The organism is Pilosibacter rotomagensis, from assembly GCF_045062245.2.
Taxonomy (GTDB): domain Bacteria; phylum Bacillota; class Clostridia; order Lachnospirales; family Lachnospiraceae; genus Pilosibacter.
The window spans coordinates 301,728-325,321 of the sequence record NZ_CM170323.1 but is presented as its reverse complement, the minus strand read 5'-3'; the positions used below and the strand labels follow the sequence as shown (position 1 = coordinate 325,321).

At 42.5% G+C, this 23,594-nt stretch carries 18 protein-coding genes; 1 reads left to right on the top strand and 17 read right to left on the bottom strand.

Annotation, left to right across the window (positions count from 1 at the left end; genetic code table 11):
• Positions 1-54 precede the first annotated feature (54 nt).
• The 16 genes from ACI3EW_RS01440 to ACI3EW_RS01365 all read right to left on the bottom strand — a co-directional run bounded on the left by ACI3EW_RS01440 (position 55) and on the right by ACI3EW_RS01365 (position 19,351).
• The gene (locus ACI3EW_RS01440) at positions 55-1,503 is read right to left on the bottom strand and encodes a glycosyltransferase (protein ID WP_405579870.1); all 1,449 of its coding nucleotides are present in this window, start codon (positions 1,501-1,503) and stop codon (positions 55-57) included.
• 14 nt (positions 1,504-1,517) lie between these two features.
• Positions 1,518-2,666 carry a glycosyltransferase family 2 protein gene (locus ACI3EW_RS01435; protein WP_405579867.1) on the bottom strand — a complete coding sequence of 383 codons (1,149 nt, stop codon included), beginning with the start codon at positions 2,664-2,666 and terminating at the stop codon, positions 1,518-1,520.
• Positions 2,663-4,543: a DUF4422 domain-containing protein gene (locus tag ACI3EW_RS01430; RefSeq protein WP_405579864.1), complete on the bottom strand. Its 1,881-nt coding sequence runs from the start codon at positions 4,541-4,543 to the stop codon at positions 2,663-2,665. Before ACI3EW_RS01430 ends, ACI3EW_RS01435 begins: the two co-directional genes overlap by 4 nt.
• Before the next feature lie 42 nt (positions 4,544-4,585).
• Entirely contained in the window at positions 4,586-5,326 is a 741-nt protein-coding gene (locus ACI3EW_RS01425) for an ABC transporter ATP-binding protein (protein WP_215703356.1), read from the bottom strand.
• 18 nt (positions 5,327-5,344) lie between these two features.
• Positions 5,345-6,133, bottom strand: coding sequence for an ABC transporter permease (locus ACI3EW_RS01420; RefSeq protein ID WP_118515021.1), 789 nt, complete (start codon positions 6,131-6,133; stop codon positions 5,345-5,347).
• Positions 6,130-7,206 (bottom strand): glycosyltransferase family 2 protein, encoded by a 1,077-nt coding sequence (locus tag ACI3EW_RS01415; RefSeq protein WP_405579860.1) that lies wholly within the window; start codon positions 7,204-7,206, stop codon positions 6,130-6,132. The genes ACI3EW_RS01420 and ACI3EW_RS01415 overlap by 4 nt, the downstream gene beginning before the upstream one ends.
• Before the next feature lie 21 nt (positions 7,207-7,227).
• A complete protein-coding gene (locus ACI3EW_RS01410) occupies positions 7,228-8,247 on the bottom strand; it encodes a glycosyltransferase family 2 protein (protein WP_405579857.1) in 1,020 nt (339 codons plus the stop codon).
• Positions 8,248-8,260: 13 nt separating this feature from the next.
• The gene (locus ACI3EW_RS01405; RefSeq protein ID WP_405579854.1) at positions 8,261-9,646 is read right to left on the bottom strand and encodes a sugar transferase; all 1,386 of its coding nucleotides are present in this window, start codon (positions 9,644-9,646) and stop codon (positions 8,261-8,263) included.
• Positions 9,647-10,273: 627 nt separating this feature from the next.
• Positions 10,274-11,272 carry a glycosyltransferase gene (locus ACI3EW_RS01400; RefSeq protein ID WP_405579851.1) on the bottom strand — a complete coding sequence of 333 codons (999 nt, stop codon included), beginning with the start codon at positions 11,270-11,272 and terminating at the stop codon, positions 10,274-10,276.
• On the bottom strand, positions 11,269-11,859 hold the full coding sequence (locus ACI3EW_RS01395) for a hypothetical protein (RefSeq protein ID WP_405579848.1): 591 nt from the start codon (positions 11,857-11,859) through the stop codon (positions 11,269-11,271). Before ACI3EW_RS01395 ends, ACI3EW_RS01400 begins: the two co-directional genes overlap by 4 nt.
• Positions 11,852-13,120 (bottom strand): AAA family ATPase, encoded by a 1,269-nt coding sequence (locus tag ACI3EW_RS01390; protein ID WP_021904213.1) that lies wholly within the window; start codon positions 13,118-13,120, stop codon positions 11,852-11,854. Before ACI3EW_RS01390 ends, ACI3EW_RS01395 begins: the two co-directional genes overlap by 8 nt.
• Before the next feature lie 88 nt (positions 13,121-13,208).
• Entirely contained in the window at positions 13,209-14,204 is a 996-nt protein-coding gene (locus ACI3EW_RS01385) for a GHMP family kinase ATP-binding protein (protein ID WP_215703352.1), read from the bottom strand.
• Between the two features lie 228 nt (positions 14,205-14,432).
• A complete protein-coding gene (locus ACI3EW_RS01380) occupies positions 14,433-15,743 on the bottom strand; it encodes an HAD-IIIA family hydrolase (RefSeq protein ID WP_405579843.1) in 1,311 nt (436 codons plus the stop codon).
• A gap of 42 nt (positions 15,744-15,785) precedes the next feature.
• Positions 15,786-17,405, bottom strand: a complete 1,620-nt coding sequence (locus ACI3EW_RS01375) for an O-antigen ligase family protein (RefSeq protein ID WP_405579840.1) — start codon at positions 17,403-17,405, stop codon at positions 15,786-15,788.
• 111 nt (positions 17,406-17,516) lie between these two features.
• Complete coding sequence (locus ACI3EW_RS01370) at positions 17,517-17,684, bottom strand: hypothetical protein (RefSeq protein WP_182426539.1); 168 nt, start codon at positions 17,682-17,684, stop codon at positions 17,517-17,519.
• Positions 17,681-19,351, bottom strand: a complete 1,671-nt coding sequence (locus ACI3EW_RS01365) for an AAA family ATPase (RefSeq protein ID WP_405579837.1) — start codon at positions 19,349-19,351, stop codon at positions 17,681-17,683. Before ACI3EW_RS01365 ends, ACI3EW_RS01370 begins: the two co-directional genes overlap by 4 nt.
• Positions 19,352-19,611: 260 nt before the next feature.
• On the opposite strand from ACI3EW_RS01365, the gene ACI3EW_RS01360 reads away from it, so the two are divergent.
• The gene (locus ACI3EW_RS01360) at positions 19,612-21,198 is read left to right on the top strand and encodes a hypothetical protein (RefSeq protein WP_405579834.1); all 1,587 of its coding nucleotides are present in this window, start codon (positions 19,612-19,614) and stop codon (positions 21,196-21,198) included.
• Positions 21,199-21,424: 226 nt separating this feature from the next.
• On the opposite strand, the gene ACI3EW_RS01355 is transcribed toward ACI3EW_RS01360, so the two are convergent.
• Entirely contained in the window at positions 21,425-23,047 is a 1,623-nt protein-coding gene (locus ACI3EW_RS01355) for a hypothetical protein (protein WP_405579831.1), read from the bottom strand.
• Between the last annotated feature and the right edge of the window lie 547 nt (positions 23,048-23,594).

The window sequence follows — 23,594 nt, the reverse complement described above, 5'->3', positions numbered from 1 at the left end:
AAGAGGTTTTAGAGCTTGTAGGGTAACTTTGTGCAATTTGGGGGATTTGCTCATTTATAGATTACTAAATACTTTCACATTATTCTGTTCAATCGCTTTGTAATAGTTCGCATTTTCCTGACCAATTCTTTCGCGTGCAAGCTCGTATGTTCTTTTAAATGTTCCTGTACTATCTAAATCCTCTTTTGCATGTTTAATATAATATTCTTTAAATTCATCCTTTATTTTTCTTAATGCATGCAGATGCGTCTGTATCTTGCACATCTGGAGCTGATCTGTTAAAAATCCATTATTCTGATCAGCAATCGATTTATTTAAATACTTAAAGATATCGAAATGAACATATAAACGCTCATCGTCTGCGGCAACATCCTGTCCGGGTCTCGCAAGTCTATAATAATATAAATGTTCCGGAACTGCTATGACTGATTTAGCTGCTGCAAATGTTTCTACTTTAAATGGGAGATCATCAAATCTACGCAAGTCCGTATAAAAATGAATGTTATTCTTTTTAAGCATTTCTGCTTTATATATGCCTCGCCAGATTGCAACACGGCAATATGTAATTAAATTAAGTATTTCCTGTGTATTTGTAGTACCATCACAATATGGCACACCCAACGCATCGTCTACACGTTTCTGCGTTTTTGTGTCTTCATAATACTCGTTATATCCGCAATAACTGATATCATAGGAGCCTGTCATAGCTGCACGCAAGAGTTTTCTATACATACTCTCGTCAATATAATCATCCGGATCAATAAAACCAATATACTTTCCCTTTGCATGATCAAGTCCATATTGTCTAGCAGATGCACATCCTCCATTGGGTTTATCCAAAAGTTTAATTCTTGGATCTTCCTTTGCCCATTTTAGCACAACCTCTCTTGAATTATCTGGAGATCCATCATTTACAAACAAGAACTCTACATAAGGTGCTTTCCATGCTGTCACACTCTCAATACACTGATCAAGGTATTTTTCCACATTATACATTGGGAAAATAACACTTAATTCCACATCTCCACTTTCGCTACTATCCCATTCTAAAATCTGATCTGCCTTGCCCCATCTACGCGTTTTAATCAAAATATGTACCGCAGAATTTTTATAAGCTTCCCATACTTTGAAAGCTGTTATATAATCTTTCCATAAATCCGCTAATAGATATGCAGGCTTCCATTTATTCACATTCAATAATAAATCCGCTTCTATCCACTCTGCAAATAATGCCCAAGTTCCATCCATCCCGTTGAATTCATTGATATCTATAAATTCAATCAATTTAGGTATGTTAAAAGACATATAATTTCTATCATACTCTAGCTGCTCTCGTATTTCTCTTGTTTTAGAATCCGGAAATGGATTGATCACCACTAAATGATCAATGCTAATATCCTTAACAAACTCTCTTAAATTTTGATATGTATATTTATCTCCAACCAGAAGTGCTACATTTTTTATTTCCGGATTAGAGTTTAAGAAACAACTTATCTCGTTCATTTATTCATCTCCATTCAATTTTTATCAAATGCAGAATAGATCTTTCTGCACATTAATACCAGTGTATAACTAAGTCCATGGTCACATATACACTGTATTCCTCCTCTAATAATATTTTTCTTTCCCTTGATACGTTTTTCAATTATTTTTTCTCTTGTTCGATAATCAGCAAGCTCTCCATATTCCTTGCCGCATAAAGCATCGATAAATCGTTTTTCCTTCTTTCTATTTTTTGAAATATTATTCAAATAATAGCTAATATCTTTTTGTGGAAAAATCTGATACAGTTTATGAAGTTCTTCAAGCAACTTTCCAATATATTGCTGATTTGTAACATCTACACTCCACATACTAAAATCAATGATAACTCTTAATACATATGCCCTTTCAATTAAATTAAAGTCAAAATTTTTTTGAACATCCAACAGCTGTTTGAATATCGGAATCATGTCCAAGCGTGATGCCCCTCCGCCAGATGTAATTTGCCCTCCCTGATTTGTGCGATAGAAAAAGCCAATCTCTGGCAATGCCATGCATGTATTAGCCTCATGCAGCAGCAGAAAATGCCCTGGCACATCTTCCCATTTTAATTTTAATGGAAACTGAAAATCTTGTTTTTTCAAAAAGTCCGTCTTATAAATTTTTCTGCATGCATTCACTTCCAATGCATATAATTCCGGGTTATTTCTTGTGTTTGTTATCACTCTTGAATCTCCCGATTTTGAGTCAAAAATCTGATCATACAGATCTTTATCTTTCCACTCCATCACACGTCTCGTGACAGTATCAAATACCCATGGAAGCGTAAATACTAATTCTGGTAATTCATCTGTATTTTCTATCATTTTGCTAAAACATTCAACAAAACGATTGTTAAGCCAATCATCACTATCTAAAAAACACAAAAATGGAGTGTCTACATAACGCATTCCTGTATTTCGTGCTCCACCTAGTCCCTTATTTTCCTGGTATACATATGTAATTAAATCTTCATTATTTTTCTTAAATTCCAGACAAATTTCTTCTGTTTTGTCAGTTGAACCATCATTTACAATTACAATTTTATGATTCATCTGTGACTGATGAATTAAACTATTTAAACAATCAGCAATATATTTTTCTACATTATATGCTGGCACAATGATCGTAAGTAACGCTTTCATTTTCTATCATCTCCGTTTATTTTTTTACATAGGTATTTCGGCAGATAACCAATCGTATATAATATTCCATGATCTTCTACACATTGTAATCCTCTATGGAATATGTTGTTATTTTCTTTTCTCTTATTCATACGACCTGGTTTATTGGATTGTTCATTCATCCGTCCCAGCATAACCTCATAATATGCCGTCTCTCTCGCACACTCCCAGAACTGCATTCCAAAATCCATTTCCGGTTCAAACCATGGCTTTTGCGGGCCTGCGTAGTGAATGATCTTCGGATTTTTTCTGGCTTCTTGGTACATCTCGTTCAGCCATCTTGGCGCCAGTGCGATGATCTGGTTTATTCTTATGCCGGCAAAATCGACCATAACATTCCAGCTCATATCAATATATTTGACAGCGCCTTCACACAGTTTATTTAAAATATCCTGGTCCAGCAGCTGCCACTTTTCCGAAACTGCAAAGTCCAGAATCTGTTTTGTTGTATATCGTTTGCGGAATTCCTCAAGGTTTAAAAGCAAGACACCAGCCTGAAAATACTGGTAGGGCTCTTTTAATTTCAGGATCTTATCGGTATAATCTTTTTTATCCTTCCGATATCCGTTATATAATCCAGCGGTATCTGCGTCATGGCACGCTGCCAGGAGATAACCATCAATATTTTCATCATAAATCTTTGCAACGTCATCCATCGCGATCATATCCGAATCAAGATAAAGAACTTTATCGTAATTCGGCAGTAACTCTGGCAGTACAAGACGATAGTAAGTTTCTTTGCTAAAATGTCCCTCAATATGGAATGTATATTGGTCAATCAATACACTCGGATCGAGCACCCGCAGAGAAATATTTTTCCACGCAGAAAGCATTTTTTTCACGTTCTTTACGTTGATATCTGAAACGTCCTGAGAGAGTAAAAGAATATCATAGTTCTTATCACTATCGCTATGCTCTGCCATCGATTTCAAAAATGTCGCGCAATACGGAATAAAATAATCATTCGCAGCAACCGCAATTGCTACATTGTTCGTGTCAAAAGCAGGAGCTGTTTTTTTCGCCTGAGCTAACGTCATCTTCTGATCTGTTTTCAGGAAGATGATTGTCTGGAGCTTTTTTACCCTGAGATTCTTTTTTCTCTGCGTATACCAACAGAACACAGTCAGCAAACGTTCCGCAAGGTGTCCGGGAGTACGATACCCTTCAACCGTATATTCGCTCATGTCGGCTTTCTTCTCAAACTCAAAAAGGATATCAAACAGCCAGCTCATATATTCATGAAAAAGCTCTTTTTTCATGATATACATATTGCAAAGGCAGGTCTTTCTGCCTTTCATGACATCTTCAAAGGTATCCAGATAATCCGGATATTTAGCGGCGATGATATCACGCACCAGATCCAAATCCCAGATATTTAAGGATCTTCCATTTTTATATTGCTCATACACAGACGTATTTCTGTCCGGCATTTTTGCAACATTTTTTTCTTCCGATAAAACTATATCGTATGTTTCAACCATGTTTCGGATACAGTCATCGTTCAGATTATATTTTTTCAGGCAGGTATCGTTTAAGCGTTCCTCCGTGATATTCTGCCATGAATCTAACGGATATTTGTTCTCTGAAAAATTCAGATATCTTCTGTAATGAAAAAAGCCATAGTAATCTGCATCCAGATTCTTCCATGCCCAATATTGTGCCGTTAATTCACAGTACATTTTATTTTTTGCAGAAATATTGTCACCGCTATTATCCTGAATATAACCCTCAATATGCTTGCTGCGCAGATCAGCTCCAACTTCGATCGGAAGCATGATCTCACTGTCAGGCACAATGCTCTGTTTATGACACGAAATTAAAATCTTTATGTTTCCCACAACTGTTCCATGATACTTTTTTTATAAAAGTAACCCTTTCGTTTAGCTCAGTGCCTCCATATAGGCATCCCCAACCGTTTCCACATCCCCGATCATTTTGACCGTTCCTTTATCGAGCCACAGTGCATGATCACATACACTCTTTACTGACTCAATGGAATGTGACACATACAAAAGCGTCGTCCCGTTCTTTCGCATATCACTCATTCTCTGCTCACACTTCTGCTGGAACGCATAGTCTCCGACAGAAAGGACTTCGTCGCAGATCAGGATATCCGGTCTTACGACCGTTGCGATCGCAAAGCCAAGACGGGCCGCCATACCGGAAGAATAGTTCTTGATCGGCATATCAAGGAAATCCCATAGCTCTGCGAAATCAACTATCTCATCAAAATGCTGTTCCATAAACTGCTTATCGTATCCAAGAACAGCTCCGTTTAAGAAGATATTCTCCCTTGCGGTGAGGTCACCGTCAAATCCAGCCCCAAGCTCGATCAACGGGGCGATCGAACCGTTGATCAGGACTTCTCCTTTATACGGTTTTAAGATCCCGCAAATCAGCTTCAGTAACGTTGATTTTCCGGATCCGTTTGTACCGATGATTCCCCAGGCCTCTCCTTTTTTTACCTCAAAGCTTACATCTTTCAATGCGAAAAATTCTTTGAACATCAGCTCTCTGCGGACCAGTTTTACAAAGTATTCCTTTAGATTGTCGATCCGCTCGGAGGCCATGTTAAAGCGCACAACGGCATGTTCAACGCGCACTGCATATTCGTTATTCATAATTTTGTCCTCATTCAATTAGATATACAGGATAAAGCGATCCTGGCTCTTTAAAAAGACCAGTGTACCGACTCCCAGCGTAACAAAAGCAACTACAAAGCCGTATAAAACCATTCCCATATCCGGGCAGGCTACATCGAGAACGATCGTCCGGAACTGGGTGATATAGGTGTATAACGGATTAAAAGTTTTGATCGCTGTCTGTAAATTTTCAGGGAGCTGACTGAGCGGATAAAAGATCGGAGTAACGTACATCCATGCAGTTAAAAACGCACTGTAAATATACTGGATATCTCTGAAAAATACGTTCCCTGCTGCAAGGAGCATTCCTAATCCCAGTGCGAAAATATATACCTGGATCAGGATTACCGGAATAAAGAGCATATTTAAGCTAAAGGTAACTCTGCAGATAATGAATACAAGAAGCATAGCTCCCAAAGCAAAGAGCGTGTTTACGAACGAACTGGTTACTTTCGATAACGTAAAAATGTACTTTGGGACATATGTTTTTTTCAGAAGTGCCGCATTGCCGGTGATCGACCACATCGCCTGGTTTGTTGATTCCGAGACAAAGTTAAAGATTGTCTGACCAACGATCAAATATACCGGATAACTCTGAATATCAAAACGGAACATATTGGAAAATACGAGTACCATGATTCCCATGATCATTAACGGGTTTAAGATACTCCACACATATCCGAGGAAGCTTCTCCTGTACTTTAGTTTAATATCTTTCATGACCAGCTGCGATAACAGCGGCTTATAGTGCTGAAAGGTTGCCAGCCTTTTTATGAATTTACTCATCGTGATTTCAGATTCTCCTCCGTTTTTGCTTCATTTTCTTTTTCGAGTTTATGATTATGTCTCAATTTATTATAAACCCCGGAATGCAGCATCTTCTCATACATCGGATATGAAATTCCAAATCGGTTCATCCAGAGATAAATCCGGAACTTCCTGCTGACGCGGTTCCAGATTTCCGGATTCAGAGTTCGGATCATTGTATTGTATCGAAGACAATCGCTACGTCCGGTTCTTTTATTCGGATTCATGATGCATCCTGCTACATAGTAGCTTAGAATGACACCTTCTGTTTTTTTGTAGATATATTCCTTCGCTGCATCCGAAAATTCCGGATGTGCATTATAATGGCGGATCAGATCCTCCGTTACTTTTTCCACATGGCTCATTCGCTTTAATCGGTTTGTGACCGATACGCTCTGTTCCGCGTTTCCTACCAGATACTGATACAGATACAGGTCGATCGGATAAATACTTGCCGCATACGAGCAAGGGATCGTTGTGTATTCATGATCTTCATAGAAGATTTTTTCCGGTAATTCATAGCGGTGTCTCTGGTAAAATTCCCGGTTATAACAGATTCCGTGGAATGCAAAACAACGGTCAAATTTCTTCCAGTTTTGTACGACATCCTCCAATGTATAGGTCACTTCATACCGGTCCAGGAACATTTTCCAGACCGTTTTTTCTCCTGTCTTCATATCGACCTGGTGATATGGATTTAAAACGACGTCCGCTGTGCATACTGCCAGCTTGTCGACAAGCTCCTTTAAGTTTTCTGTGACTACCCAGTCATCCGCATCAATCACCTTCAGATATCGCCCGACAGCTGCTGCCGTTCCTGCATTGATTGCGGAACCATGTCCGCCGTTTTCCTTTGAGATCAGGCGAAACAGCTCCGGATATTGTTTTACATAGTCTCCGGCGATCCGGGCGGTCCGGTCTTTCGATCCATCATCCACAATGATTACTTCCATCTGTTCGATCGCCTGTGGATTCAAAAAGGACGAGAGACATTTTTCCAGATATTGTTCCACATTATAGGATGGTATGATAAACGATATGATTTTGTCCATAAAAACCTCTTTGCATATTTTCTATCTGCACATGCTCCTGACCATCAGATTTACCAGATAATATGTATGATACTGTGTTTTTCTCAGCAGTGAGACTGCCTTGTTGATATTGCTGTCGTAGATGTCCCGGTATTGAGTTTTCAGATTCTGATCATACTGCTTAATCTGCTGTTTTTTCTTTGCAGATGGTGAAAAGCTGAGCATGATCTTGAATTTGCCGGCAATGACGCGGGCGATCAGTCTTGCAATGTACTGTTTTTTGATTTCCGTACACGGAACCTGATTACCAAGTTGGCGGTAAAATTTCAGCAGCGATTCCAGTACCTTGTTGTAATTCTCCTCATTCTTCTGCATCTTCTCAAGTCCAACGCTCTGTCCCGCCCGTCCAAGACGATAGTAATAAACAAATCCATCCACAAAGCAGATCGTCTTTACATACGGGATCGGGTAAGTGATGTACTCGGTATCGACGTAGTAACAATGCTCATCAATGTGGACCTGATTTTCACGGAGAATTTCTGTCTTGATCGTCATGTTATGCATCTTCATATAGAGCTTGTCCGCGATTGAATCAAACGAGTACGTTTTCTGGTATTCCACGCCTTCAAACGGGATCGTGATCTCCGCTTTTGTCTGAAATTTCGTCTTGTCGGTCTCGCCATTGTCGTAAGTCCATAAGAATCCGGAATAGACGACATCTGCGTTACTTGTCTTTAAGGTTCGGACCAGATCGCAAAATGCTTTTTCGCCGACCCAGTCATCGGCATCGACCACTTTGAAATATGTTCCCCGCGCATTTGCAATCCCGCAGTTGATCCCGGAGCCATGTCCGCCGTTTTCTTTTGTGATCACGCGGTAGGTATCCGGATACTGCCGGACATATTCCTCAGCAATCTCAAGGGAATGGTCCGTAGATCCGTCATTGACGATCAGGATCTCAAGATCTTCCATCAGCTCCGGAATTTTAAAGGATTCCAGATTGTCCCTGAGATATTTTTCCGCATTGTAAGTCGGAACGACTACTGTTAATATTTTTCCCATCTTTTTATCCATTCTATTCTTTTAAAGCCGGATCCTCCCAAAGACCTTCCTCGAAACCATCCGTGGATTCCTTCATGAGAAGGACCTTCGGTGTCATAAGGATCAGCTTTAAGTCAAGCCAGATCGAGTAATTTCGGATATAGGTCAGATCCAGTTTCAATTTGTCGTAGCTGGTCGTGCAGTAACGTCCATGCACCTGTGCATATCCGGTGAGTCCTGCCTTTACTTTCAGGCGATACTCGAACTCCGGGATATTTTTTGTGATAACTTTCGCAAGCTCCGGCCGTTCCGGTCTCGGTCCTACCAGGCTCATATCGCCTTTGAGGATGTTTAACAGCTGCGGAAGCTCGTCCATACGCGTTGCGCGTAAGAATCGCCCGACCGGAAGAATACGGGGATCTTTTTCTCCCGCTTTTACCGGTCCGCTTTTCTTTTCCGCATCGACGATCATCGTCCGGAACTTATAGATCCGGAAGATCTTTCCGTCCTTCGTCAGGCGTTCCTGTGTATAGAAAATCGGTCCTTTATCGGTATTCCAGATCAGGAATGCGATAATGAGGAAGAACGGGCTCGTCACAAGGAGCATCGCCCCCGCAACGATGATATCTTCGATCCGTTTTACGACTGCCTGATCCCAGGCCAATCCCCCGTCATTTCTTGAAAGATACAGCGGGGAATCGAAGATGTTGAGTTCTACCGAAGTGCGAAGCAGGATATCGCTGATCTTCGGGACCGTATAGCTGCGGATATTTCTCGCATAGCAGAGTTTCATGAGCTGGTTTCGTGCTCTCGCCGGGATATCTCCGATGATCACACCGTCATAATCTTCCGCCTGTTTGATGATTCTCTCAAGACCGGTGTCGATCGAGATATTTTCCGCGATCTCATATTTATCGTCGCGGGTATCGATCCTGTTCACAAGGTGGAACATCGGTTTCTTTCCGTAGATCAGCAGAAGTCTCCGTTTTGGGAACATCGCCGCATAGATTTTTTTAAATGCAAGTGCCCAGAGCAGGACCATCACGAAATCCAGAGCAGTGAGTCCTAAAAGCGCTGCCGGATTATGCATTTTCTTGTCGAACAGAACGACCTGAACATACGAAAAGGCATTGACTCCGACGATCGAGAGCATATGGGAGTATACAAGCGTCCAGTATTTATAAATCCCGACCTTCAGACCGCCGTACAGCCGGTGCAACACCAGAGACAGGATCAGATATTCGCCTGCGATCAGCCAGTTTCCGCGCCGCCAGAAAGCCACTGTCATATTTCGGTTATAGCAGTCCATCCACACATAATAATAGGCGGCCAGTTCCAGAAGCACGATGATTGCCGATCCGACAAATTTTACCACGCGCTTATATGGTTCAAAATTGTTATTTATCTTTTTTGTATTCATTCCATTTGTGATTCCTTAATCGTAACTTCATCCGGTCTTTGCAGCTGCCCTTAGCATTCTGTCGCTGACCATTTTCTGAATGGTCCGGCAAAAGCGGTGCCGCAATCCTGAAAAATTTTTGCTTCAATTTATTTAGTTTGTTCAATTAAGCAAAATAACCCTTATTACAGTATACCACCTAACGAGGCTTTTCGCAATATTGGGTAAATGGGTCTTCCAGCCGTTTATGGGTTATTTTTCATATACCGGAGTCTTTCCGGGTCGGAAATTCCGTATTATGATACACCACAGGGGCATTGTGAGCCGTTTTCCGTCCACATGCCCCTGTCTGTAATTTCTTATTTGCGAAGTGTTTTATGTACTCACGGTTGTCTAACCTGCTATATGCTTCTTTCCGTCCCTACAGTTGTGTTCACTGGTTTGATTTCCCATAATCCGCAAGCAGTTCATACGCACAATCCCGCCGCTCCAACAGCTATATTCATTGGTTTGTCTTTTCGTAATACCCAGCGTCTTAGCAATTGCAAATTTCTCATTACTATCCGGAGTCTTAACAGTTTCCGTTTTCTCCTGGCACTTCCATACCTCTATCTTTGTAATTTCCCTGCTAATGCTTTTCCGCCTCTTCTACTGTTGTTTTCTTAATTTTTTCTCATATAAGAACCGCCGCAGTGAATTCGGCATCAGACTCACCAGAACCCGAATGATCGTCATCGGCAGGAATTCTCCGAATGTGATGACCTGGTTCCGGTACATTTTTACGCGGAAATCGATCACACACTTCGCATACCGGATCCCGCCCCGCCGCTGGTGCATTCCGTTGATCCGCATGTAGAGCAGTGTATCCGGCAGATTTGCAAACACCGCATGATTTTTGTACATCCGCACCCATAGATCGTAGTCTTCAAAATACGGACACGGCTGATATCCTCCGGCGGATTCCACTCTTGATTTCCGGAACATCGCGCACGGATGGTTGATCGGATTTCTCTGCTTGATGTAGGCGGCTATCTCTTTCTGTGTTTCCGGTACGGTCTTATAGGAGATCACCGCTGTTTCCGCCGTTTTTCCATCGAGCGCGTCTCCCTGAAACTCCGCGATCGTTCCGCTCAACGCGTCAACCTCCGGATGCTTTTCCAGGAATTTCAGCTGTTTTTCGCATCGGTCCGGCGCCGAAAGATCATCCGTATCCATCCGTGCGATCCATTCACAGGAACAATACTTGAGTCCTTCATTCAGTGCTTTCCCGAGACCGCCGTTTTCTGTGAGGCGGATCACGCGAAAGATCACTTTCTGGTTGCTGTTTTCCTGTCTCTGACTTTCCTGAGGATTTTTTCCTTGTATCTTGCCTTGCTGACAAGTATCTCCTTGCTGATCGTTTTCCGATAGGCCATTTCCCTGAAAATCACTTTCCCGCAAATTCATGATTTCTTCTGAATTTTCCAGGAACTGCTCCTCATACTCCTCGATCACTCTGTCCAATGCCTCTGTCAGCGGTCCATCACAGACCAGCACCACCTCTTCCGGCGGCACCGTCTGCCCCAGAACACTCTCCACCGCCGCCCGGAGATATTCCGGATTTTCTTTTTGATATACCGACATCAAAACTGAATATGCTTGTTTCACGATACTGGGCCACCTGATAATGTTTTTTCTATATAGTTTCCGAATTGTTCTTTCGTGTATGTGTGTACTTCGCGGAAATATAAATGCTGATATCGTTCCAGATCAAACAGGATCAGCTCCTGATTTCCCTTTCCAAGAAAATATCTGCTGATTTCAGTGCGGGATGGGGCATCTGCGTTCGTCTGCTTCTTATACTGATTTGGAAGCGGATTCTTTTCTTCATTATAAACTACAATAAAATCTACATGTTCTCTGGTATAGGATATGGTCTTCTGTGTAAAATCGCAAAATAATAACAAGCTGTCACGGATTTTATCTTTTACATTCCGGTTATTAACTTTTCCATTTTTAAATTCTACAAAGGCCAGTCCTGTATCTGTCTGAAGGAGCGCATCCGCAGAGGCAGCACATTCTTCTGAAAGTCTCAGATCATTCGTGTATTTTGTCTTAAATTTATCAAAATTTACAGCTTCTATCTGAGACTCCGTCATAAATTTGATGGTACTGCCATCGCTGTTGTCTCCCGAACATTCTTTTAACGTAGATTTATGATCAGCAAACAGGGCATAAATGCCGGAATCATTCATAGCGATACCTCTGATTTTCCAACTCCTGCAGTGGTCGTGCAAGTTTCCTGTAAATTTTCTCAATATTATCTGATACATCTTCAATCTCAGATGTCTTGCCTGTGCTCTGCATCAGATAATACTTACATTTGTCTGTGACCTGGTATTTCGCAGCATACACCTCGATCGCATTCAGGAAATATGGGCTGTGTGTGTTTAAAAGAATGTGAAGTCCAAATTCTTTGTGCAGAAGAACGATCAGTTCCGCAAATACCAGCTGCCATTCCGGGTGGAGGTGGATTTCCGGTTCATCCAGAATGATCGTTCCATTCATCTCGATACAGCCATTGGTCAGAAGTCTTTTTAAAATAGCAAAGGTTTTAAGACCTGTTGACATATTTCTGACTTCCAGACGTTGGTTTCCAATGTGATATCCTACGGAATCATGTTTTTCATCCACAACATCGCCTTCACAGACTGTTGATATTGTCTGGTAGATTTGTTCAAGCTTTTTGTTCGCCACAATTTCATCAACGACATTATGCTTGTCCGAAACAGAAGTCAGACATTTTTCCAGATGCGCCCTGTGGTCCAGATAATTCTGCATTCGCGTCCAGTTTCGTGATTCAGATCCTGTAAGTTCATCCAGCACAAACGGATCATCCATGTAGATTGTTTCTGTTCCCAGTCTGATCGGATTTCTCAAATCTGCGATTTTATTGTTCAGGAACTTTACTTCCACATTTTCATTCTGAATCACAAGCCGGATTAAGCTTTCTGCTTCATAGAAGACATTTCCGATCTGTCCACGAAATTCTGCATCCATATTCTTTTGTAAAACAGTTTTTAATATCTCTTCGTCTGGTATCAACAAGCTCCTTGCAATCCGTTCCGCGCAGCCATCGATTGCATCCTGCGAAAGAGTATTTGATTTTTTCTTGTTATATTCTGAAATGATATCCGAAATTTTTTTCCGGAGTTCCTCTTCTGATTTCTTTTGTTTCACAAGAGAGATAATTTCTTTTGTTAATTCGCTATAATCAGTGAGAAAGAACCATCCTGACCTGAAGTCCTTGGACACTGCAAAAAGCTGATTATCAATACTGTTCGCTCTTTCCGACATGATTTTTCTATCAATATTGTAGAAGCTGTTAAACACGGAAAAGAGTGCTTTTCCAACGGTACTTTTACCCGTATCGTTTTCTCCCGCGATGACCGTAATTCCATTGATCTCCACGGCAGCATTCTGCACTTTTCCAACATTTTTCAATACCAGTTTCATAGATTCCTCCTGATTTGAAATCATGCTTTCCATCACTTATATGCTACCAGGGGCAAAAACTTTTGACCCCAACATCATTATATGTGTCCTACCGTTTTTCATACGTCTCCGGCGTATAATGAATGACTCTCGTACCGCTGTTCTCAAACTCAAACGGCACATATAAGAGTTCTTCCATCGCCTTGTGGACCTGTTCCTGTTTATCCGGCTCAACGTAGAATAAGAGGAATCCGCCGCCGCCGGCTCCAAGAAGCTTTCCGCCAAGCGCACCGGCCTCGATTCCTTTCGCGTAGAGTCCGTCGATGGAATCCGTGGAGATCCGGTTGGAAATTCCGCGTTTCAGCTTCCAGGTATAGTCGAGAAGTCGGCCGAATTCGTTGAGGTCCGTCTTGGAAGTCAGAACTTTCTCCGCGTCATCGACAAGAGACAGCATCTCAAGGAGCTGTGCCTGTTTATCGACAAGCGCTTTCTCCGTTGTCTGCTGGATATCGGAGGAAAATCTCGAAAATCCGGTAAAGAAGAGCATCAGGTTATTGTTTAACTGTGTCTTCCGCTCCGGGGAGATGATCACCGGATTTACCTCGTATCCGTCTGCATTGAAGTTGATCCTGTTTAATCCACCGAATGCCGCCGCGATCTGGTCCTGAACGCCACCGCTCTCGTTGCAGAGGACACGTTCTAAGTAGATCGCATCATCTGCGAGTTTTCTCTTATCCGCATATTTTCCTTTTAATGCATAGAATGCGTTTAACATGCCGACTGCGAAGGAACTGCTTGTTCCAAGTCCCGATCTCGCCGGAAGGTCTGCCTCGTAAGTCAGGCGGATTTCCTGCATATCCAGATACTTCATCGCCTCGCGGATCGCCGGGTGGTTGATGTCGTTGACATCTGTCACGCGCTCGATCTTTGAGTAGGAAAGCTCGGTCGAATAGTCAAAAAAGCGCGGAAGATGACGCACATTTACATAGCAATATTTATCAAATGTCGTGGAAATGACGGCTCCGCCGTGTTCCTTATAAAAGTCTGGGAAATCCGTTCCGCCGCCGAAAAAAGACATGCGGAAAGGGGTCTGTGTAATGATCATGGTTTTTCTGTTCTCCTGTGATTTACTCTATCAATCGTTTACTCTCTGGCTGCTCGCATCGCCTCTGTCCATCAAAATTTATGGCAAACAAGCCAGTACCCTCGCTGCGATGCTGATATCTCTTGTCCATTTAATTTTACGCAGCTATATATCATTTATTTCTGACGTTTTCACTCAGCAATTCCTAACATTTAACTGTTCTCTTCTGCTGAGTTTTCATATTTTATCTTAACGATCTTCGCTTTTCAAGATCTTCTCCACCGCATCCAGCAGATTTTCACACACCAGATCCGGCTTCACGTCGTATTTCTTATCCTTCCCGGCTTCCCCGGTCAGCACAAGCGCTGTCCGCATTCCCGCATTCACGCCTGTCTGGATGTCCATCGTCGTATCCCCGATCATCCAGGATTCCTTGAGGTCAATGTTGAACCGCTCCGCCGCCTTCTCGATCATCCCGGTCTTCGGCTTTCTGCACTCGCACGGAATCTTATAAGCCGGATTTTCCTCCGGGTATCCTTTGTCCGGGTGGTGCGGACAGTAGAAGACATCATCTAAGAACACGCCCTCTTTTCCGAGCAGTGTCTCCATTTTTTTATGGATATTTTCCACATCTTCGATCCCACAGAGACCTCTCGCAACAACCGGCTGGTTCGTGATCACGATCCCGAGTCTTCCGGACTGGTTGATCTTCCGGATCGCATCGACCGCACAGTCTTCCAGAACGAAGTCATCCTCTTTGTATACTAGTCCCTTATACTGGTTGATCGTACCGTCACGATCCATAAAGATACAGCGCTGCTTATTTTTCAGGCATTTATCCGCGATCACGCCTCGCGCGATATCCGCCAGTGTCTGCTCTACACGGTCAACCGTACCAACATCCTTCACATACTCCGGGGAGCAATAGCCGTAGATCGGCTCTCCCGCGTCCAGCATTCCTTTGATCACATCGTTCTCCAGATTTCTTTTCACCGGCTCCGGCACGTAATCGCAGATCTTCTTTTCAAACACAAAAATTCCTGCGTTGACGCAGTTCTTATACCAGTAATCGCGGACGTTGTGTTTCGAGTCGAACGCTGTTACCTTATCATTCGCATCCAGAACAAGAAGATCCGAGTCAAACGGATGTCCGTTCGGATGAACAAATAATGTGGCAACTGCGCCTTTTTCCTCGTGGAACCGGATCATGCGCTGAAAATCAATATCGAAGAACAGATCCCCGGACATCATCACAAACCGGTCCCCGTGGATCATGTCTTTCAGATAATAAAAGGATCCCGCAGTCCCGAGCGGTTCCGTTTCCTCAAAATACCGGATGGAAACGCCAAACTGCTCTCCATCGCCAAAATATTCCTTAATTTTATTTCCGAGATGTCCGATCACCATGATCAGATCCGTGATCCCATTCTCTTTTAGCCTTTCGACCTGCCATAAAAGCAGCGGTTTTCCGGCAACCGGGACCATCGGCTTCGGGATCTCATCCTTTGTGAGCGCCGCCAGTCTCGTTCCCTTTCCGCCGGCCATGATGACTGCCTGCATTGTTCGTTCCTCCCTGTGTTTGTCTCTGCTTTGATTTTCCTGTTATTCAGCTTTTTCTTCCGCTTTGTCGGCCGTTTTCTTTCTTCCGACTCCCATCGCAAGAAGCTGTAAGATGATCGGCATTGCGATCGGCAGGTTGATATTGACAACCGCCTGGATCGCATACGCGAGAACTGCCATCATGACTGCTGCCACGATCGGCTGCTCCTTGATCTTCTTCGCCATCGCAACGATCGAAGAAACCATAAATACAAGGTAAGACGCCATTCCGACGAAACCGGTCGTTACCAGATAATGTAAGTACTCATTATGTGCACTGTCGAAGATCACCATACGTCCGTTCTGCATTTCGCCCGGATAATAATACTGCATGATCAGCGCAAACGTATCCGGTCCATATCCGAAGATCTTCTGGAGAAGATTTAGCTTCTTTGTATAGATCTCCATCGCGCGCTTCCACACATATCCACGCTGGGTTCCCCACTCATCATTGAATACAACGTAGGAGCTGAGCGCGCCATACTTATCTGCATGACCTCCAAGGTTCGCATCATAAAGGACGAAAAGAACCGCAAGGCAGACAACCGCGATCACACCGATCCAGATATAGACTGCGATCTTGTTCATAGAGTCATCCGTTGTCCTGTTCATCAAGGCCTGTGGTTTTCTGTTCATAAAGATAAGTACCACAGCGATCACCCAGAGAAGCACTACAAGTACCGGAAGAAACTTCGTCCCCGCGATCAGATTAAACGCACTGTCGATCCCGAGAACGGATGCCGCATACACCTTATTGATCCCGTTGATGCAGAGGATCACCGTAAAGAATGTCGCTAGGGAGATCACATATCTGCGAAGTCCTGTCTTTGTCTGAAACAGCCATAACGGTGCCAGACCGAAAATCGCTGCGAGGGACAGATATGCGTTATCACTGCTGCCCATGATCAGCGCAAAGCTTGTCAGGATCATATTTCCGTAGTACCAGAACATTCTCTTCTGGTTTTTCTCCTGTGTAAACAGGATCATTGAGATTGCTAACAGCGCTGCCACATAGATCGTATAAGTATTGATATTTCCGAATGTGGAAGTATAGATGGATTTCTGTGTATCCATCATATTTACCTTAAATCCAAGGATATCCATCTGGAAGTAGTCAGTAATTCCAAACACGCATACAAACACGCCGACTGCAAGGAATGCGTCCAGATACCACTGTTTTAACCGGTAAAAACGGGTGACAAGGAAATATGTCATCATGTAGATCGTCATGAGGAATACGCCGTTATAACGTCCGGATGTTCCCCAGAATGCCTCCCATCTCCAGTCCTTGCACAGGATCCAGGAGATCACGTTTGTGAACCAGAAAACAACCATCGCCCAGTCCCCGACGCTCATGCTCTTTCTCCATGTCTGGAAATTGAACTTCGAGAACCACTCGAGCATCTTTCCGCTTGCGAGACCATATCCGCCCATGATCACAAGCGCAGCGATCGCAACAACACTGTAAAACTGATATTTTGTCTCCAGGATATCAAAATAGAAATCGTGGAACACAAGCGGGAGCACGCAGAGTACGATCAGCGTGAACGCCGCCATGATCAAAGCAACATTATCCTGATAGCTGCTTTTCGTATCCTCTTTCTTCTTTATTCTGTTTGCCATGATTTACTTCCTCGTATTATAAAGTAGTAGTGTTTATAGACCCTCTCCAAGGTCTGTATCATGTACCGTCAGAAATACCGTGGATCGTTTTTTCTCTCTTCCACCCGTATGTCATAAAAAATCTATTATATTATAACATCCTTCGACTTTTCCCGCAACTTGCGCCACCGGGAATTTCCTTCCTTTTGTGGGGTTTTTTATGAAATTATTATTAAATAATACAAATACAGCCACAGGCATACCTTTGGACCGGTCTGTCTGTGGCTGTATTGTTTTCATTTTTTCTTCACCCTGCACCGTTTCTTATAAAAAGCGATTCCGTAACAGAGAACTGTTTCGTACTCATCCGCATATTCATCTGCATACATCCGATCATTGATCTGGTCGATCGCGCGGTCACAATCCATTTCCATCCGGTCCGATGTTTTCGAATATTTTGCCTCGAAGATCGCGACACGCCCATTAGTATCGTCGTAGATTACGACATCACTTCTGCCTTCTCCGTGCTCTTTATTGGAGTCCACCGTATAACCGGCTCCTGTAAAGATTCCTGCGAGGAATGCATGGTAAAAGTCTTCTTTGTAATCATGGTAACTGATCGTTTTTCTAAGAAGTTTTGCCATCTCCTCGGTAATAATCTCCGCATTTCCAGACCAGACTGCCTCAAATAATCTGCTGCGATTCCAGATTTTTGCAGAATCAGCAAACCATTTTTTCACAGTTGTCTCAAAGATTTCCCTGATCTCCTCATTCGGGATTACAAGCGCAACTGTTCCTTCCGGAAGTTCCCCATTGTAGTTCTGATCGCGCGCTCTCGTCAGATATCCGGTCAGGTACAGAATACTCCAGAGATTCTCTTCCGAAGAATGCAGATAGTCATATGTCAAATTTTCATCAATATGCTGAATGATCGCTCCACCGGAAAGCAATGTTTCCAGCTTTTTCGTGATATTGCTGCCTGCATAATCAATAAATGACCGTATGATCGCATTGTCACTGGTGTTCTTCCAGTAGCTCGCCGGTTTTGCTTTCGGATTATGCTGCAGCTCCAGAATATAGTTCATAACATCCCATGGACAATAAACGTCAAAATTTCCAAAATGATATCCATCGTACCATTTTTTCACACTTTCCGAATGTTCTTCTGCCCCAGCATCTTCAAGGATCCTGTCCACCTCATCCTGCACAAATCCGAAATATTCATTCAGGCGTGAGTCGGTGATCGTGTCCGAAACGAAATTATTGGTCCCCGTAACGATACTTTCCTTTGCGATCTTCAGGCATCCCGTGATCACAGCAAACCGGATCGCCTGGTTATCTTTTAACGCCTGCAAAAGTCCTTTCATGACATCCAGCATTTCTCTATAGTAACCATTGCTGTTTGCCTTTGCCACCGGAACATCATATTCATCCATCAGAAGGATGACTTTTTCATCATAATGTCTGACGAGCAGCCGGGAAAGAAACTGAATAGAGCGCAGGATATCCGTTTTTTCCGCCTTCCGGTTCCGGATCTGCTGAAAAAAGAATTTATCCTGTGTGCTTAATACCGGACTATCCAGAAGATATTCATGTTCCCGGTAAAGAGAGCTGATCTCATAAACAAGCTGCTGATAGGCGCTTGGGAAATCCAGCCCTTCCACATTTTTGAGGGAAAGAAAGATCACTGGATACTTATTCATCCACGCGTTGCAGAGTTCTTTGTTTTTTGCAATCTCAAGTCCCTGAAACATCTCTTCGCTGTTCTTGCGAATATCAAAGAAATTTTCCAACATGCTCATTCCCAGCGTTTTTCCAAATCGCCGCGGTCTTGTGATCAGCGTCACCTTCGTCCCGGTCGTCTTGAGAAGTTCAGCGATCAAAGCTGTTTTATCAATATAGTAATACCCGTTTCTGCGGATTTCCACAAAATCCGAAACCCCGACAGGGATATTCATACTTATCATTTTCGTCGCTCCTCTCCCGATTTTCCCAACTTTTTTGTTGACCTTATGATCTGTTAAGCTCAGAGTCTGTTGCCCTCATGATACCATGTTTTTCATGACCATACAAGAAAAATCAGACATGCTTTCTTTGCCGGCTTTCTCCTCTTCCCAGCCTTTTTCCATCTTGTGATAATTTTACTTATCGGAAGTATAATGGCTTCGTAATGCAATTAGGAATTTCAAAAAGCGTTTCAAAAAAACAAAAGGAGAGTGCATTAATTATGAGAAAGCAGACTAAAATTGCTGCAGTAGTATCCGCAGCAGCTCTGTTAGCATTAGGCGCTTCCATGACATCTTTCGCAGCTTCCAAGGGAACCTGGATGATGGTTGATGGTGAGTGGTATTGCTACGACAAAAACGGTGACGCATATACAAACGTATTCTGCTCCAGCAATGGTAAAGAGTACTACGTAGGTGACGACGGACAGCTCGTTCGTTCCGAGTGGGTTGATTACGATGGTTCTTACTACTTCGTAAACAGCAGCGGTGCAAAGATCACAAACGACTGGAGATTAACAACTCCGTATGATGATGACACAGCTGATGAGGAGTGGTACTACTTCAAGTCCAATGGTAAGAGAGCTGAGAACGAGAAGATCACTTACAAAGGAAAAACATATTACTTCGATACAGATGGAAAGATGCTCACAGGCTGGGTAACAACTGGTGACGGCGCAACATCCGTTAACGAAGCTACCGGTTATGAGAATGACCACACATTCTACTGCGACGAGACAGGTGCTCGTGTAGAGGGTGCTTGGGTTAAAGACACAGAGCCGGGCACAGATGATGACGATGCAGATGCAGATGAGTACTGGTACTACTTAAAGAAAGCTACCGGTAAGCCGGCAACAGGCAAGCAGTCCAATATCAATGGTCAGATTTACCTCTTCAACGAGGAAGGTCAGATGCAGTATGGTTGGGTAGCTCGTTCTGATTCTTCCACAAAGAACTTTGTTCAGTTAGATAAGGAAGACGAAGAGCAGGATATGATCCTCTTAAGCGAGTATGCAGACAGCGAAGTTTACTACTGTGGTGATGAGGATGACGGACACGCAAAGAAGAATAAATGGTTAAAGACATGGCTTCCGAGCGATACAGAAGAAGAGGAAGATGATAAAGAGTGGTTCTGGTTTGACAAGAACGGTAAACTCTACAGAGCATCTGGTTCTGACGCTACTGTTAAAGCTCAGAAGTATAAACTCGAAGAGGGTGACCTCGTTTATGATGACGGTAGCATTACTGGCGTAGATAAGAAGAAAGTTAACTCCAAGGATTACTGGTTCAGACCGGATGGTGTTATGCTTGCTAAGTTCTACATGATTGATGACAATATGTACTACTTCGGTGGATCTGATGACGGTTCCATGAAGACTGGTTCTCAGACAGTAAAAGACAACACTGGTGATTCCTATAAGTTCTACTTCTATACAAAAGATACTTATGGATACAAGAAGGGTGCCGGTGTAGTAGGTAACCAGAGCAACAAGCTTTACTACTATGGTATGCTTATTCAGGCTGATGATTACAAATATCAGTTAGCTACAATCGCAAAAGATGGCGTAGATTACAGCTTCATCGTTAACTCCAATGGTACAATTCAGCACTCCAAGAGCACTGAGTATAAAGAGGATGGCGATGTATTAATCGCAACAGGTATTAAGGATGCATCTGGAAAAGCTACAGAGACTAAGTTTGTAGAAAACGGTCAGTTCAAGTATGCAATCAGCAATGAAGCTAACAACTGGGATACTGTATCTAAGAATGTTGCTGACATTGATATGAGTGGTTTCGTTCAGGGTAAGTAATCCAAGCGATTGATTAAAATTAGAAATTCTAATTGCAAACATGATGGGCAGGAAGTGATTCCTGCCCATTTTTTGCGTAATTTTTGTATAAACGTAAACAGACGGAGAAAAATCTTCGCCTAAATTGTGTAATTAGCACTCATATAGCAAAATCAGGCAGGGAAATAATCCCTGCCTGAAATCGTTTTGCAATTAGAATTTCTAATTCAAGATATTATTGAATATATTACTGGAAGAATTTTCCAAGATCTACATCGATAACATCTTTCTTGATAGTATTTGTATCTTCGATAGCATATTTAGCCTGACCATCTTTTACGAATGTTGTCGGAATAACAACGTCCTTACCATCTTTGTCTTTCTTGGTATAAGCGCCAGTCTTAACTAATACATCGCCGTCTTCCTTATACTCTGTATTTGCAGAGTGCTGGATTGTACCATTGGAGTTAACGATGAAGCTGTAATCAGTACCATTAATCGTAATTGTAGCTACCTGATACTTGTAATCATCAGCCTGAATCTGAAGTCCATACCAGTAAAGCTTGTTGCCCTGATTACCAACTACACCAGCGCCCTTGCTAAGACCGTGCTTATCACCATTCGGAGTCTTGTAGGATGTAGCCTGATCTTTTGTATAGAAGTAGAACTTGTAAGTATCACCAGTATTGTCCTTAATGGACTGGGAACCAGTCTTCATGGAACCGTCATCGGATCCACCGAAGTAGTACATAGCATCGTTGATTAAGTAGAACTTAGAAAGCATTACGCCATCTTTTGTGAACCAGTAATCCTTGGAGTTAACTTTCTTCTTGGAGATAACACCTGTGGATTCATCAGCATCTTTCTTAAGAGTACCCTCATCAAGTTTGTACTTCCAAGCGTCAGATGCTGTTACAGAACCATTCTTTTCTCCGCCTCTGAAGAGTTTACCGTCCTTATCGAACCAGAACCACTCTTTGTCATCATCCTCTTCAGATGTGTTGTCTGGAAGCCATGTCTTTGTCCACTTATTCTTTTTAGCGTGTCCGTCGTCCTCATCGCCGCAGTAGTAAACAGCTGCATCTCCTGCTGCGCCCATAGGCTTCTCATCATCTTCTTTATCGAGCTGAACAAACTTAGCGCCGTTCGTATCTGTAGCAGCTACCCAACCATGCTGCATCTGACCTTCATTATTGAAGAGGTAGATCTGACCGTTGATGTTGGACTGTTTGCCTGTTGCCGGCTTACCGGTTGTTTTCTTTAAGTAGTACCAGTACTCATCCTCATCAGCGCTGTCATCAGATACTCCCGGAGCTGTATCCTTAATCCATGCACCCTCTACACGAGCACCTGTCTCGTCACAGTAGAATGTATGACCATCCTCGAAGCCTGTTGCTTCGTTAACGTTTTCTTTTTTGTCACTTGTTGTTGTTACCCAACCTGTGAGCATCTTTCCGTCTGTATCGAAATAGTAAGTTTTTCCTTTGTAAGTAACCTTTTCGCCTTCAGCTCTCTTACCGTTGGACTTGAAGTAATACCACTCTTCGTCAGCGCTGTCATCATCGTACGGAGTTGTTAATCTCCAGTCGTTTGTGATCTTTGCACCGCTGCTGTTTACGAAGTAGTAATCTCCGTCGTACTCAACCCACTCGGAACGAACGAGCTGTCCGTCATCTCCTACGTAGTACTCTTTACCATTGCTGGAGCAGAATACGTTTGTATATGCGTCACCGTTTTTGTCGTAGCAATACCACTCGCCATCAACCATCATCCAGGTTCCCTTGGAAGCTGCGAAAGATGTCATGGAAGCGCCTAATGCTAACAGAGCTGCTGCGGATACTACTGCAGCAATTTTAGTCTGCTTTCTCATAATTAATGCACTCTCCTTTTGTTTTTTTGAAACGCTTTTTGAAATTCCTAATTGCATTACGAAGCCATTATACTTCCGATAAGTAAAATTATCAATAGTTTTTTTACAAAAAATGAAGAATTTTTAATAAAGGGAACTATCTTACTTCGCTTCCAGAAATACTCTGTACCTCGAATACACTGGTATTATAGTATAATTTCTTAAGAATTTCCATATCTTTTTTGTTTTTATTTTCTTACGAAATTCTTACGTAAATGCCATTTTATGGCGTTTTTGTATGGATATCAGTACAATCTGCCTGTTTTTTCACTTTGTGGCAGCTTTGTGGCAGGAATGTGTCATAATGGTGTGTTCATTTTAACGCATAATTGTGGATATTTTGAACATTGTAAATTCATATTCAAAATATCATCTTGTATTATCGGAAGTACGTGTTATAATGTTCATATATATCTATTGTTTTTACTATTTTGAACATGTTCATTTTATCAGTTTCTTCCTTATTATTAAACATACATTTTCAGGCATAAACGTGTGGACACTCTCC